A 14,479-nucleotide genomic window follows, 5' to 3' on the forward strand; every position below is an offset into this window, starting at 1 on the left:
CCCCCATTCTTCAACTATAATTAGTGTCATATCTTATACCCCATATCTGTTAGGAATAATGCCTTGTTCTGATAATAGGCTGTTTGAAAACACACGAAGAGAAGTTGAATTATGGATAAGAAGTTTTCTGAGCTAGAACAGTCCATTTATCGCCTGTTTGAGATCACTCCAATCCCCATTGTTTTATCCTACCCTGACGGCAGGCTAGAATATGTTAATCCAGCCTTAAAAGCGATGCTGGGGTATGATGAAGAGTTTATTTTTTCAGATCAGGTGATAATCACCCACCCTGATGATATTGAACTTAATAAAGCGATACGGGTTCTACTTCAGCAAGATCCATTCACCCCTATACAGCGAGAAAAACGCTATCTCCATGCCGATGGTCATACTGTTTATGCGCAGTTAAATATAGTGGCACAACCTAACGATGCAGGAGTGATTAAGCGCTATATCTCACAACTCATCGATCTGACTGCGATAAAAAAAGCAGAGTCTTCAGAAATTTTACTCAACCATCTTGTTAAGCAGTCTAACGATGCGATTTATGTCGTATCCCCGAGTTATGGAGAGATCCTCAATTGTAATCACTTAGCCTATAAACGCTTGGGTTATAGTAAAGATGAGTTATTACGAATGACGGTATCAGATATTCATTTATCTTTTCGTGAGCCCGAACTGTGGCAACAACATGTGGAAAAAATAAAGAAAAGACAGAGCCTCGTTATTGAGTCGACCCATACTCGAAGTGATGGTACGTCTTTTCCGGTTGAAGCAAATATTAGCTATATTTTATATAACGATACAGGGTATTTGTTAGCGATTGTCCGAGATATATCGCGCCGTAAGCAAAAAGAGCGCGAAGCTTTAGAACTCGCTAATCTTGATCCGTTAACCCGTTTACCAAATCGCAATATTTTAAAGATTAGGTTGGGAGAATTGATTGAAAAAGCAGATCAAAAACGCACCTTTATGGCTTTTCTATTTATCGATTTAGATTTGTTTAAGCAAATTAATGATACCTATGGCCATGCCGTGGGAGATGGTGTGTTAACGGGAGCAGCGAACCGATTAAAGAACTGCGTTAGAAAATCTGATCTCGTTACGCGCTTGGGTGGCGATGAGTTCTTAATTGTACTAGGGGGGTTGGAAAAAGAAGAGTTTATCGAGCAGATGGCCAATAAGATTTTAGCGGAATTTAGCTCGCCATTTAAAATACAATCTCAGTTAATTGATGTGGCTGCCAGCATTGGTATTTCCATCTACCATAATAATAATGCAGACCCACAAACATTGATACAACTCGCAGATGAAGCTATGTATCAAGCTAAAAAAAGTACGGGTAACTCTATCTATTATATTTAGCTGGAAGTAAAGCGTCGTCCCGGTAGCGTTTTAGCCGGAATCGACTGTTGGTTGTTACAACTGTGAGTAGATTAATCACTCATGAGGTTCCCGCTAAAACGACTGCGGGAACGACAATTTGTATGTTGACTTACTCAGGAGAAACCACAATAAAGCGTAAACAATCGAGTTGCACTTGTGCGTTATCGATGTATTTAGCCAGTTGTTGTTGCTCAGTACGTAAGAAATTAAGCTCTTCCTCACGAATGTTAGGGTTAACCGCTTTAAGATCAGTCATGCGCTCTAACTCTTGGTTTAGTGCATGATTCATTTTTTCCAAAGCTTCGGCTTTTACGGTTGCTAGAGCTTCTTGAGCTTTAGTTGTGCCTAGCTGCACTTGCTGGTGGATAAAGGCTTGTGATGCACCGACTAACTTACTTGCAATGTGTCGGCCAATCGGGCTTAGCTGAGAGCTGAGTTTGTCGTAGCTAATGTTAGCACTGAGATTGTTACCGTTTTTATCCATTAACATGCGTACTGGAGTTGCAGGTAAGAAGCGACCAATATGATATTTTTTAGGTGCAGAAGTATCGGCAACGAATATCAGCTCTAATAACATAGTACCAGCAGGAAGCGCCTTACTTTTTAAGACTGATACGGCATTATTACCAGTGGTGTCGCTAAGCACCATATCGATGCTCCCTTGAACCATCGGATGCTCCCAGTTAATAAACTGAAAATCTTCACGTGACAGTGCGGTTTCTCGGCTAAATGTTACCGTTGCACCATCATCCGTTAATCCCGGGAACTGGCTATGTAGCATGTGACCACCTGGGCGTAAAATCAACGCATTTTCGCTATGATCTTCTTGCTCAACCCCACAAATATCAAGCATATTAAACATGAAGGTTGGTAGCTCAGTGCCATTATCGCGTTTAGCAATACGCTGGGCAATTTCTTGGCCAGACTTTTGGCCGCCAGAGTTTAACTCTAGCAAGCGGTCTCGGCCTTGTTCTACTTTCTGTTTTAGCTCTTGATGTATCGATTGCGTTTGCTCAATCACTTGCTCTAAGCTAATCGAAGCCGTTTCGCGGTCGTTTAATAGCTCAAATAACGCGTCTCTGACTTGATTGAACACGATGCCACCTGATGGGCAGGTGTTTTCAAATGCTTCTAAGCCTCGGTGATACCAATCAAGTAATAACTCTTGGCTTGAACCCGCTAAATAAGGCAGATGTAACTGAATGTCGTTTGCTTGACCAATACGGTCTAATCGACCAATACGCTGCTCTAATAAATCAGGATTCAATGGTAAATCAAATAAGACTAAATGACGGGCGAATTGGAAGTTACGACCTTCTGAGCCAATCTCAGAACAGACCAATACTTGTGCACCGTCTTCGCTCTGTGCGAAGTATGCAGCGGCCTTATCACGCTCAATCAGTGATAATCCTTCATGGAATACTGCGCTACGGATGCCTTCTTTAACGCGTAATGCCTGTTCGATAACTAGTGCCGTTTGCGCGTGCGCACAAATGACTAACATCTTTTCTTTACTTGCTTTAATTTGCTCGATTAACCATTCGATACGCGGATCAAACGACCACCAAGAGGCGTCTTTACCTTCAAACTCTTGGAAGATTTCTTCTGGGTAGAGCGATTGCTGAGCCGTTGCTTCTATGCTCTTGCTTCCTCCCATCATCTTTGACACTTTGATTGATGTCGCGTACTGGCTTGGCATGGCTAATGGGTAAGTATTAACGATACGCTTTGGAAAACCTTTAACTGCTTGACGAGTGTTACGCATTAATACACGGCTCGTGCCGTGACGCTCGAGTAACAGTTTTAATAATTCATCACGTGCAGGTGATTCAGCATCATCGGCAATACGTTGTAATAAGTCACTAATATCACGTTCTTTTAATAGCTCGCTCAGTACGGCAACCGTATCATCAGATAACTGAGACTGTTCGAGAAGCTCATTAGCTGCACTCGCTACATCTTGGTAGGCAGTCTCTTCTGCTAAAAAGCTTTGATAATCGTAGAAACGGTCAGGGTCTAACAAACGTAGACGCGCGAAGTGAGACTCATGACCTAATTGGTCAGGGGTGGCTGTGAGTAATAAAATCCCCGGTACATTTTGCGCTAACCCTTCAACAACGCGGTATTCACGAGAAGGTTTTTCACTGTTCCATTCAAGGTGATGGGCTTCATCAACAACGAGTAGATCCCAATCACCATCAAGCGCTTGTTTGTAGCGGTTATTTTTACGTAAGAGATTTAAACTGGCGATAACCAACTGTTCTGTATCAAATGGGTTTTCAGCGTCTAGGTTAGCTTCACAACAACGTTCTTCATCAAAGATTGCGAAGTTAAGATTAAAGCGGCGACGCATTTCAACAAGCCATTGATGTTGTAAGCTATCTGGTAGCAAGATTAAAACGCGTTCAGCACGACCTGTAAGCACTTGCTGCAGGATAATCATACCTGCTTCAATAGTTTTACCAAGACCTACTTCATCAGCGAGTAATACGCGTGGTGCATAACGCGAACCGACCTCTTTAGCGATGTGAAGCTGATGTGGGATTAAGCTTGCGCGAGTACCAGCAAGGCCTAATAAGTCGCTTTGTTGCATCTTATGACGCTGAACTAAGCAGTCGTATCGTAGAGTAAAGTGATTCATTCGCTCAATTTGACCGGCAAACATACGGTCTTGAGGTTTGTTAAAGCGAATGTTGTGGCATAACATCACTTCACGCAAGGTGACGTCTTTTTCATCGGTATCGTTACGTGTACCAATGTAAGTGATTAATCCATTTTCTTCTTTGGTCTCTGTTACCGTCATCGACCAGCCTTCATGGCTTTCAACACTATCACCAGGATTAAAAATAACGCGGGTTAATGGTGCGTCATCTCGAGAAAAATGACGGCTTTCACCAGTTGCTGAAAAAAGTACGGTCACAGTGCGACCTTCAAGGGCAACAACAGTACCTAATCCTAGGTCTGATTCGGTATCACTGATCCAACGCTGAGCCAAAACATAAGGCATTTATAGAGTCTCTCTAGCCAGATAAAAAACGGGGGCGTATCTTACATTAACCATCGCTAGTTTGCATGGCTAATTTAGACCAATTTGTTAAGTGTAGTTGTTTGCTGTGATTTAGATTAACAAAATCTTTTTTACCTGTTCAATTAGGCAGGAACTCTTGATTTCGCTAGCTATAGTTAATGCTATAGCTAAGCGATGGTTTAAGGTTATAATCGTTAAGGAATTATTATGACCGCTACCTAGGAGTACGGGTGAAAACAAATATCTTAAGTCAGTATAATAAGACGATTTTTTATACTTACTTTGCCGTATTGGCATTGGCACTTGTTGCTTCGCTATGGGTGCTTAATAAAAACCGCAACGAAGCATTAGCAGAACGCTTTGGCCAGATTAAAACTCATGAGCATCAAGTTGAGTTGTTATTAGACTCTGGGGTTCGTGCTGTTACTTCGTTAAACCAATATGCGATAAAACACTTAAGCCTTGCTGAAGCGCCGCGTATAGAACTATTACTTTCTTATTATTACTACTCTTACAATTCTATTGATAAGGTATTTGAGATTGTGCCTAACGTCAAAGAAGAGGTACAAGATAAGTTTGAAATGGGCATGATCACAGGAGCTGGTGATTTAAAACAGCGCTCAAACGAATATTATCGTGAAATGGACATGCTGTTTGAAATGAACTTATCATTTCCTGTGGCGATGGAAATGGTCCCTGATGCTGCCTGGGTCTATTACCTTTCTGCGAATGACTTTATCGGCATTTACCCATGGCCAGGGGATGGTTACGCCTTTTCTGATAACACATACAACAATCCTGCTTATCAGGGGGCTGTAGAAAGCAATAACCCAGAGCGAAGTGTCTACTGGACTGATGCCTACATTGATAAAGCGGGTAAAGGGTTGATGACAACGGTAGGTGTTCCCTTGTATGTGGATAACCAATTTTATGGTGCGATTGCCATCGATATTACCTTATCGAGCTTAAGCGAAGAGCTCATGCCGCTATCTGGTTTAAATGGTCAGATGATGTTGTTGGATAAGAAACAGCAAATTATGGCGCAAAGTAGCGGTATTGAGAATGCAAGCACTCAAGAAGTTCAGCCATTGGTGGATAGCCTGCCTCAAGCGTTAAAGAACATCTCCACTGATGAGTTGTTTAACATGACGGAAGGACGACTAGTTAATGGCTATTATATTCAAGCCGTACCATTAGTTAACGCCCCCTTTAAATTGATTTATTTTGAGCCACAATCAGAGTTGTTTGCTAATTCATGGCGTCAGTTTGTGATGAGTTTGGTATCGATCATGCTTGCGCTATCTATTCTTGTTTCTGTGGTTCATTGGCTAGCCAATCAATCGTTTATCGGTCCAGCGTCTAAATTAATGCTGCACTTAGAAGAGTGTGCGAAAGAGCCTGTTGAGCCACCTAAAGGGATCAGTGAAGGTTGGCAGCCTTTCTTTGTGTTGATTAGTCGTATTTTTAGTGAAAATAAAAACTACACCTTGCAGCTGGCTGAGGATAACCGTCAGCTTGATATTCAAGTGGCGCAACGTACGGAAAAGCTGCGTGAAACAACTCAGCAACGAGAGCACGAATATGCACTATTACGCTCACTCATTGATTCAATTCCAGATGTTATCTTTTATAAGAATACCAAAGGGGAGTTTTTAGGTTGTAACAAAGCGGCCCATCAAATGTTCGGAGCCAGTGAAGAGGAATTATTGGGTAAACGTTTACATGATTTAGTGACACCGGCATTGGCAAAGCAATTACAGCATGATGATGATTTGGTGATTAAAAAACGTAAAACCGTCACGGTACAACAACAGTTGATGCTACAAAGTAATGACAAATTGTGGCAAACCCAAAAGACACCTTATACCGGGATTGATGGTGAGTTGCTCGGGCTCATCGGTGTGGCTCGAGATATAACGCAAGAGCATGAAGCCGCAGAAAAATTGCGTCGAAGTGAAGAGCGTTACTCATTAGCAATGGATGCGGTAGAGGAAGGCTTATGGGATTGGCATATTAATACTGACGAACTGCACTGTAATCCAGCCTATTTTACCATGCTTGGCTATAAACCCAGTGATGTGTTACCAAGTTGGCATGGCTTTAGGCGCTTAGTTCATAAGAGTGACTGGTCAGGTGTTGCAGAAAAGCTCAATATTCATTTAGCTGATCCTCATCAGCCTTATGAGCAAGAGTTCAGAATGCTCGCACAAGATGGTTCCTATCAATGGGTACTTGCTCGCGGCAGTGTGGTGGAGTATGACGATTTAAATCAGCCGACTCGGATGCTAGGTACACATAAAAATATTACGAAGCGAAAAGAGTTTGAGCGAGAAATTGTTGCTGCTAAGCAAGATGCTGAAATGGCTAATCGTTATAAAAGTGAATTTTTGGCGAATATGAGTCATGAGATTCGAACGCCAATGAATGGCATCATGGGCATGATTCAGTTAGCGCTACAAACTAAGCTTGATCATCAACAGCATGATTATTTAGACAAAGCGCGTAACTCAGCCCACTCATTGCTGCATATCATCAATGATATTCTAGACTTTTCGAAGATTGAAGCAGGAAAGATGGAATTAGAGCAAGTAGCCTTTAATCTTGAGGATGTATTAGATGCCGTTATTAACGTTAATGTAATTGCTGCACAAAACAAGCATCTAGAACTATTACTTATTTCTCCTAATGCGCCTATGTCATTGATTGGAGATAGTCTACGTTTAACCCAAGTGTTAACTAATATTGTTTCTAATGCGGTGAAATTTACTAATGATGGTTTTGTCGAGCTTAATTGTCATGTGGTGGAACGCAGTCATGAACGAGTTCGGCTGGAGTTTTCTGTACGTGATACAGGGATAGGTATTGATGAAGAGAAATTACCAACGTTGTTCTCGGCCTTCAGTCAAGCGGATGGTTCAACAACCCGTGAGTTTGGTGGCTCCGGTTTAGGGTTATCTATTTCAGAGCATTTAGTGCAAATGATGGGAGGCGAGTTCTCGGTTGAGAGTCATCTAAATGAAGGCAGTAAATTTAGCTTTACCATTGACTTTGACATTGAAAATCAACAACAGCAATTACCATGGTTATTACCCTCTAAGCTGCAGTCTGCACCGTTGTTATTAGTGGAACATTGTGAGCGAACTGCACAGGTTTATCAGCACTTATTAGAAAAGCTTGGCTTTAAGGTGACGACAGTTACAAACCCTAGCGGGGTTGAACAAACAGATTATCATGTGGTGCTATTGGATTGGAGCATAGAGCAAGATATTGAAGCGTTAAAAATATTATCACAGCAGCAACCGCAAGCGGTTATCTTTTTGCTTGTTAATTATGGTGACGATGCCATGAAGAGCCCTCAGATCGCCGATATTGTCGATGGTATTTTTAGTAAACCATTGTCCCCACTTGATGTGATAAAACGCGTGACTCAATACATGGAGCAAAGACCTGTTGAAGTGCCCAAACAAGAACCGGAAATATTGAGTAAAGGATCCATTTTATTAGTTGATGATAATATCATTAATCAACAAGTCGCTAAGGGGCTTTTAGAGTCTCAAGCATATGAGGTCGAATTAGCGAGTAACGGCCAAGAAGCGGTTGATGCTGTGATGGCGAAGCAGTATCAGGTAGTGTTAATGGATATTCAAATGCCAGTAATGGATGGTTTAACTGCTGCACAGGAAATTAGAAAGGTATACAATATGCATGAATTGCCGATTATCGCCATGACAGCTCATGCTATGACGGGTGATAGAGAAAAAAGTTTAGCGGCCGGAATGAATGACCATATAACTAAACCTCTGGTTCTTAAAGAAATGTTTGATACTATCAGTCGCTGTATTGATGAGTCTGACGCTGCACAATAATAATTAAAATTGAGGATAACACTCGTATGTTGCGAATAGTAAAACACGCTATGAAGCCAAGTTTAGGCATCGCGCTAACCTTAAGCTTATGCTTTTCAGCATCAAGCGCTGCCGATGCCTTTAGTGATAAGTTAAAAGGCTTAACTAAAAAATCTGGATTCTTTAATCTTTATGGCAGTGAAAAGCAGTCATCGTTATTACTTGAAGTTGATAAACTGGAACAGCCTTTTATTTATGTGACGAGTTTGATGCAAGGTATTGGTTCTAACGACCTAGGACTCGATCGCGGTCAATTAGGTGACTCGCGTTTAGTTCAGTTTGAACGCATTGGTAATAAAGTTATTTTACGCCAGCTTAATCCATATTATCGAGCGGTTAGCGATAACCCGAGTGAGCGAAAAGCATTAACTCAGGCTTTTGCACAATCGGTCTTATTTAGCTTTACGATTGTCGCTGAGCGAGAAGGCAAGCTATTAATAGATGTAGAAGATTTTGTTGAGCAAGATGTACATGGTGTCGCCAAACGTTTAAAGCAACGGGGCGAAGGGAGTTACCGTGTTAACACGTCGACCTCTATGCCGCAATGGGCTGAGTCTAAGTCATTTGCGCAAAATACGGAACTAACGGCGTTAGTTAGTTTTACTGGTGAACCAAAAGGCCGTCATTTATCAACAGTAACACCAGATGCTCGTTATGTTTCCATTCACTTTAGGCATTCGCTAGTTCAGTTGCCAGAAGCTGGATATGAAATGCGTGAGTTCCACCCATACAGTGGTTACTTTCCGTTTGAATTTCAAGATTACAGTCAGCCAATCGATAAACCCATGACGCAGCGTTACATTTATCGTCACCGATTAACAACCGACGCGATGGGCAAAGTTGTTGAACCAATTGTTTATTATCTTGACCCTGGCGTTCCCGAACCCGTGCGTGGTGCATTATTGGATGGTGCACGCTGGTGGAGTGATGCCTTTGATAAAGCAGGCTTTAAAGGGGGCTTTCGTGTCGAGATGCTGCCTAGTGATGCTGATCCACTAGATGCTCGCTATAATGTGATTCAGTGGGTACATCGCTCAACACGAGGTTGGTCTTATGGTGGCTCGGTTAGCGATCCCCGTACCGGTGAAATCATTAAAGGGCATGTTAGTTTAGGTTCATTGCGTGTGCGTCAAGATTACTTAATCGCATCAGGTTTGTTAGCTGATCAAGATAAAGCTAAAGCAAGTGAAGCGGCGCAAGCAATGGCATTGGCACGCATCCGACAGTTATCTGCACATGAAATCGGCCATACATTGGGGATTGCACATAATTTTGCGGCAAGTGCCAACAACCGTGCTTCGGTTATGGATTACCCACATCCATTAATCGAATTGCAAGATAAGCATATCAACCTTGATAATGCTTATGCCGTTGGTATGGGGGCTTGGGATGACTATACCGTGGCCTATGGTTATGGTGAGTTGACCAATGACCAGCTGGCTGAGTTGATTAAAAAAACCAAGCGGCAGGGACTTGGGTTTATTTCTGATAGTGATGCACGTGCCGCTGGCGGTTCGCACCCTTGGGCACATTTATGGGATAACGGTAAAAAAGCAGACCAAGAATTACAGCGATTAATTCTGGTACGTGAATTAGCATTAAAGCGTATTAATGAATCGATGTTAGACCCGAGTCAAGCGCATTCAGAAATGCGTGAAGCGATTGTGCCGATTTATTTATTGCACCGTTATCAGGTTGAGGCTGCGAGTAAGATTATTGGTGGTATTGATTATAACTATGCACTATCTGGTGAAAAATTACTTAACCAGGTCGTGGATGCGGATTGGCAGCGTCAGGCATTAGTGAGTGTGTTAAACACCTTATCGGCTAAATATTTAAGTTTACCAAGTGAGCTTATTGCTAAGCTGCCACCAAAAGCATACGGTTTTTATAACAGCCGTGAGAGCTTTAGTTCATCGAATGGTTTGAATATTGACCCTGTTGCAATGAGCGAAGCCAGTGCACGACATAGTTTAAAATATTTACTACACAGTGCTCGCTTAAACCGTGTATTACAGCAAGGGGTTATCGACCGTGACCAGCTTTCATTGCAAGAGTTATTACAACGCCTTATTGCACGAGTCATTAAAGAGTCAAGTGAACGTGATTATTCAGGGTTAACTGAGTTAGTCGCTAAGCGAGTCAATGTTGTTGTGGTTGAACAGTTGTTAGCTGCATATCACCATAAACAAACCTCGCCTGAGACGAAGGCGGTGCTACATAAAAGCTTAACAGAGTTGCAGAAATGGTTTAAAAAGCAAGCTAAACGTGGCGAAGATGACTTTAAAAGCCACTTTAAGCTACTTGAGCAAGGGTTAGATGAAGGGTTAGAAGATGCCAGTCTGAAACTCATTGCTAAACCGACTAAGTTGCCTCCGGGATCACCGATTTAATAACTCTTAGCTTATTGCTTGAAATTACTGGCGGTAAAAAGCAGCCTAGAGCAGCTTTTTACCGCTATTAATTGATTCACTTTGATGATTTAGGGTTGATTGGCATGAATAGCGTAGGCTGTTGCTGCTGATACTCAAAGAACTTACTGTCTTTATAAGGAAACTTCATAAACCCTGAAACACCAGTTCCTTTAATCAGTGGCACTTGACTGATTAACTTAGTGATTAAACTATCAAATAGCGATTCTTTTTCGGCATCAAGTAACGATAAATAATTATGAATCTTTAAATCATTCGCTAACGATTCAAAGATGATACAGCCTGTGTGATGAATTAAGTTCATTTGTGCTAAGGTTTCTAGCATTTCATCGGGTAAGTCCAATTGTTCATCGGGGTCTTTTTCATCTTCAAAGTAGGAATGCAGGCGACTTTCATCGCTAATTAGTGGGCGGTCATGGATGTCGTAATTTAGCTGCATTGATGGCGGTGGGATATAAGCATCGCTATCGCTATCCCGTGCAATATGCTTAGTTTGCTTTGCATTAAAGAAACAGGCTTTAAATATGCCTTGACGATCAATCGCGCGTGCAAGGGTTACCATATTATTAACGGCGCTGATAAATGATTGCCTTAGCTCATTGTTATATAGGTTAAGATTAGAATCGATATACAATCCATCATCGTGCCAGTGAATCGCTAATCCACCAACCACAGGATATTTACCCAAACGACTCACTGCCGCTAAAAATGCTTTGGCATTTTCCCCCATACCCTGAAGAAAATTTTTGTAGTAGTTATCAAGCTGAACATCGTCTATATCATCAAAATCGTTGAGGTGGGCTTCTTCTTTTAAAAATGAACGGCGTGAGGTATAAACTACCGACTCTAATTCGTCATTATTTAATTGGTGTTGCCACACCGGAAGTTGTGGTGTTAAATCGAGTGAGTGTGGCGCTGGAGTTACAATATTTTTCATAAACTTCATGTTATTGATGAAATAGTCACCAGCCTGTTGACGCAGTTTAATATCGTCACTGAGCATATTTTGTAACGTTAACGCGAACTCTTTTGGTAGCCCTAAGGATGTCGCGGGAATCACGCGAGATCCAAAACGGCATGATTGACCAGAGGCAAGGGCGTATAGCGTTCCAGCAAGGCCTTGTTCATCAAAACGGACGGAAGAAAGCGCACCATTGAGCTGCTCATCGCCAATAAAATAAACATCACCAAGACGGGCGTTACTGTGCTGTAAGTCCCCCGACATCAACTCCATCACATTGCTACTATAAAATTGACCGTGCTGATCAACTTGAGCATAAACCGACGAGCCCCAATCAATTAAACCAATGGTTTGGCTGGCATGATCGAACACGATATTTGAAGGCTTGATGTCTCCATGAATGATGACCTTATCTAATTGACGTAATTTTATCAGGATTTCAGACATTTGATGAGCAATCGCGAGCACTTCATTTGGCGGCAGCGGGCCATTTGCGATAGAATACTGCTCTAAATCAACCCCAATGGCGCGGCGCATTGATAATATGCGTTGTTTACCAATTTTAAAGTAACCTAAGAATGACGGTACCAGCGGGTGATTAACTTGCTCAAGCATGAAGCCCTCTTCTTCGAGGCGATCTTGAACGTGCTCGGGCAAGGTGATCCGGGAAAACTTAAATACATGTTGCTCACCAATCGGGGTGGTTGCTGCAAAAGCAAAACCATAAGCACCTTTACCGACATATGCAATACGGTGATAACCTAATTGACTGAGTTGGTCCTGACATAAGTTAAGCCAATTTCTTAGCTTGGTTGCATCATGATGATTTAATAAATATATGGATTGCTCTTCGGCAATATAAAACTGTTGTAAGTTTGGTTTCGTCATATTAAGTTGCGATAAAGGTTACTGTGGTTAGAATAAAGAATCTTGCGTTATTGAGCAATTGTTAACGCAAGACGAGTCCGATACTTAGCTGAAGCTCTTACTGATAATAAATGATAAAAATTAGACTTTAGCGTTGTTGAGTTTTTAGCCGATTGTAGTTTAAGGTTATATGTATTTTTGGATATAAGTTGATTTATATCTATATTAATAAGCAATAAAGCAATTATGCTTGCCGTTACAGATAAAATAATTTGATCGTCGAGCAAAGAATCAATTAATCGGGAGATTTACTATGTTAAAGAAACGTACTATTGCACTAGCACTGGCGTTATCACTACCAATGATGGCAAACGCAGCTAAAGGCGATGCCGCAGCAGGTAAAGCAAAAGCCGCAGTTTGTGCTGGTTGTCACGGTGCTGATGGTATTGCCATTTCACCAATGTACCCAAACCTTAAGGGTCAGAAGAAGATGTACTTAAAGTCTTCTTTAAAAGCGTTTAAAAATAAATCTCGTACCGGTGGTCAAGCAATGATGATGTATGCAATGGCTGCAAACTTATCAGATGCTGATATTGCTGACTTAGCGGCTTACTACAGCTCACTTAAATAGTTCTATCGTTTTTTAAATGGTCAAAGCAAGAGCCTTGATCGACTAGAGAACATCGAGCCCTCAACAGTTGAATTGTTCAATTGCTGGGGGCTTTTTATTGGTGCTGCAAAGTAACAGCTATCATAATTCTCGTGTTGAGTAATTATACCTCTTGGAGGTATGTTACTCGGTTAATCTTACTTTCTATGTTAATTTATGTTTTTTAAAAGGAAAAAGGTCAAGGGATGTGATTGGAATCAGACGCTTGCTAGTTGCTGGCTTCGCAGTATTGTTTATGTCAACTATTGGCTCTGCAATGGCTATAAGCAAACCACGCGTTGAGTATGCTGTTTGTACAGGTAATGCCAAAGTGTGTGGTAACCTTGGTTTTCAACGTCATTACGCGTTAAACGAAGCTAGACAATTTGTAAACCAATCTTCGAGTCCGCAAAGCTATGATCTGTTTTTTCAGGTCGATGCCACCAGTTCAGTGACTCATTTTAAACTTCATTTTTACCAAAAGGGGCAACCCGTTGAGGGAGCAGGTGGGAAGGTTGTTTCTTATTATCGTACTGCTGAGCTGTTATCTGAAAAACCAATAGAGGGCGAATTAAAACATCGCATTAATCGACTTTTAATGTCTGGGACGAAAACACAGCGGTTTATTATGCGAAATCTTCCCTATGCTTCAAATAAAGATATTATTGATATGGAAGATTTTTGCGGTATACCAGCGACGGAGCATTCACCTTCTATCATGCTAAGTCAATGTAGTAACGCTCTTTTAACTTACCTGTGGCCTGATGTCGAATCAGTGCAGATTATAGAAGGCTTATTAGGTGAAGACTTTGAGGGGAAAGTTACTGCGAATGAGCTTTTCATATATCCAGATATGACGTTGGGTAGTAAAGTCCGTTATCTAAGCTCACCGTTACTGACGGCACCCGCTGGTAATGTATTTCATTTAGCCACTAAAACGGGTTATAGGCTAACAGTCGTTGCTACGGATCTAGGTTTTATTAAAAGCACCAGCTTTACTATACCACCTCATGATCTACCTATTCCTTTGAAGGAAGATGGTGATATCGATTTCGATAAATTGACCAAAAAAGCAGAACAGGGCACATACAGTTTTACTATAGATAATGCTCGGTTTATCCAGCTTGTTGCGACACGAACAGGTCTTAGGCAATGGCAAGAGTTAGCCGATAAGTTACTGAGAGGGTTTAATTGTTATCACTGCCGTGTCACGGCAGGTGAGCCCAATTAAAGAGGGTCTAGAATAAAAAG

7 protein-coding genes are annotated in these 14,479 nt (G+C 41.6%); 5 read left to right on the forward strand and 2 right to left on the reverse strand.

The window, feature by feature from the left end:
• Positions 1 to 111: 111 nt before the first annotated feature.
• Entirely contained in the window at positions 112 to 1,365 is a 1,254-nt protein-coding gene (locus tag Q8W26_RS00455; RefSeq protein ID WP_101212778.1) for a sensor domain-containing diguanylate cyclase, read from the forward strand.
• A gap of 130 nt (positions 1,366 to 1,495) precedes the next feature.
• On the opposite strand, the gene rapA is transcribed toward Q8W26_RS00455, so the two are convergent.
• Entirely contained in the window at positions 1,496 to 4,393 is a 2,898-nt protein-coding gene (gene rapA / locus Q8W26_RS00460; protein ID WP_101212781.1) for an RNA polymerase-associated protein RapA, read from the reverse strand.
• Between the two features lie 251 nt (positions 4,394 to 4,644).
• On the opposite strand from rapA, the gene Q8W26_RS00465 reads away from it, so the two are divergent.
• Positions 4,645 to 8,280: a response regulator gene (locus tag Q8W26_RS00465; RefSeq protein WP_101212784.1), complete on the forward strand. Its 3,636-nt coding sequence runs from the start codon at positions 4,645 to 4,647 to the stop codon at positions 8,278 to 8,280.
• Between the two features lie 50 nt (positions 8,281 to 8,330).
• Positions 8,331 to 10,712 (forward strand): zinc-dependent metalloprotease, encoded by a 2,382-nt coding sequence (locus Q8W26_RS00470; protein WP_305471850.1) that lies wholly within the window; start codon positions 8,331 to 8,333, stop codon positions 10,710 to 10,712.
• Between the two features lie 76 nt (positions 10,713 to 10,788).
• Here Q8W26_RS00470 and Q8W26_RS00475 read toward each other — a convergent pair whose 3' ends face one another.
• Complete coding sequence (locus tag Q8W26_RS00475; RefSeq protein ID WP_101212787.1) at positions 10,789 to 12,600, reverse strand: phosphotransferase; 1,812 nt, start codon at positions 12,598 to 12,600, stop codon at positions 10,789 to 10,791.
• 292 nt (positions 12,601 to 12,892) lie between these two features.
• On the opposite strand from Q8W26_RS00475, the gene Q8W26_RS00480 reads away from it, so the two are divergent.
• Together Q8W26_RS00480 and Q8W26_RS00485 are read left to right on the forward strand one after the other, a co-directional pair.
• Positions 12,893 to 13,210 carry a c-type cytochrome gene (locus tag Q8W26_RS00480; RefSeq protein ID WP_101212789.1) on the forward strand — a complete coding sequence of 106 codons (318 nt, stop codon included), beginning with the start codon at positions 12,893 to 12,895 and terminating at the stop codon, positions 13,208 to 13,210.
• Positions 13,211 to 13,436: 226 nt separating this feature from the next.
• Positions 13,437 to 14,459 (forward strand): hypothetical protein, encoded by a 1,023-nt coding sequence (locus Q8W26_RS00485; RefSeq protein WP_101212791.1) that lies wholly within the window; start codon positions 13,437 to 13,439, stop codon positions 14,457 to 14,459.
• Positions 14,460 to 14,479 lie beyond the last annotated feature (20 nt).

It is taken from the genome of Psychrobium sp. 1_MG-2023 (assembly GCF_030689115.1).
In the GTDB taxonomy this organism is placed as follows: domain Bacteria; phylum Pseudomonadota; class Gammaproteobacteria; order Enterobacterales; family Psychrobiaceae; genus Psychrobium.

Bases quoted from the DNA above. Each gene is read 5' to 3' on its own strand.
- Q8W26_RS00455 (WP_101212778.1), top strand. From the start codon at position 112: ATGGATAAGAAGTTTTCTGAGCTAGAACAGTCCATTTATCGCCTGTTT.
- rapA (WP_101212781.1), bottom strand. From the start codon at position 4,393: ATGCCTTATGTTTTGGCTCAGCGTTGGATCAGTGATACCGAATCAGAC.
- Q8W26_RS00470 (WP_305471850.1), top strand. From the start codon at position 8,331: ATGAAGCCAAGTTTAGGCATCGCGCTAACCTTAAGCTTATGCTTTTCA.
- Q8W26_RS00475 (WP_101212787.1), bottom strand. From the start codon at position 12,600: ATGACGAAACCAAACTTACAACAGTTTTATATTGCCGAAGAGCAATCC.
- Q8W26_RS00480 (WP_101212789.1), top strand. From the start codon at position 12,893: ATGTTAAAGAAACGTACTATTGCACTAGCACTGGCGTTATCACTACCA.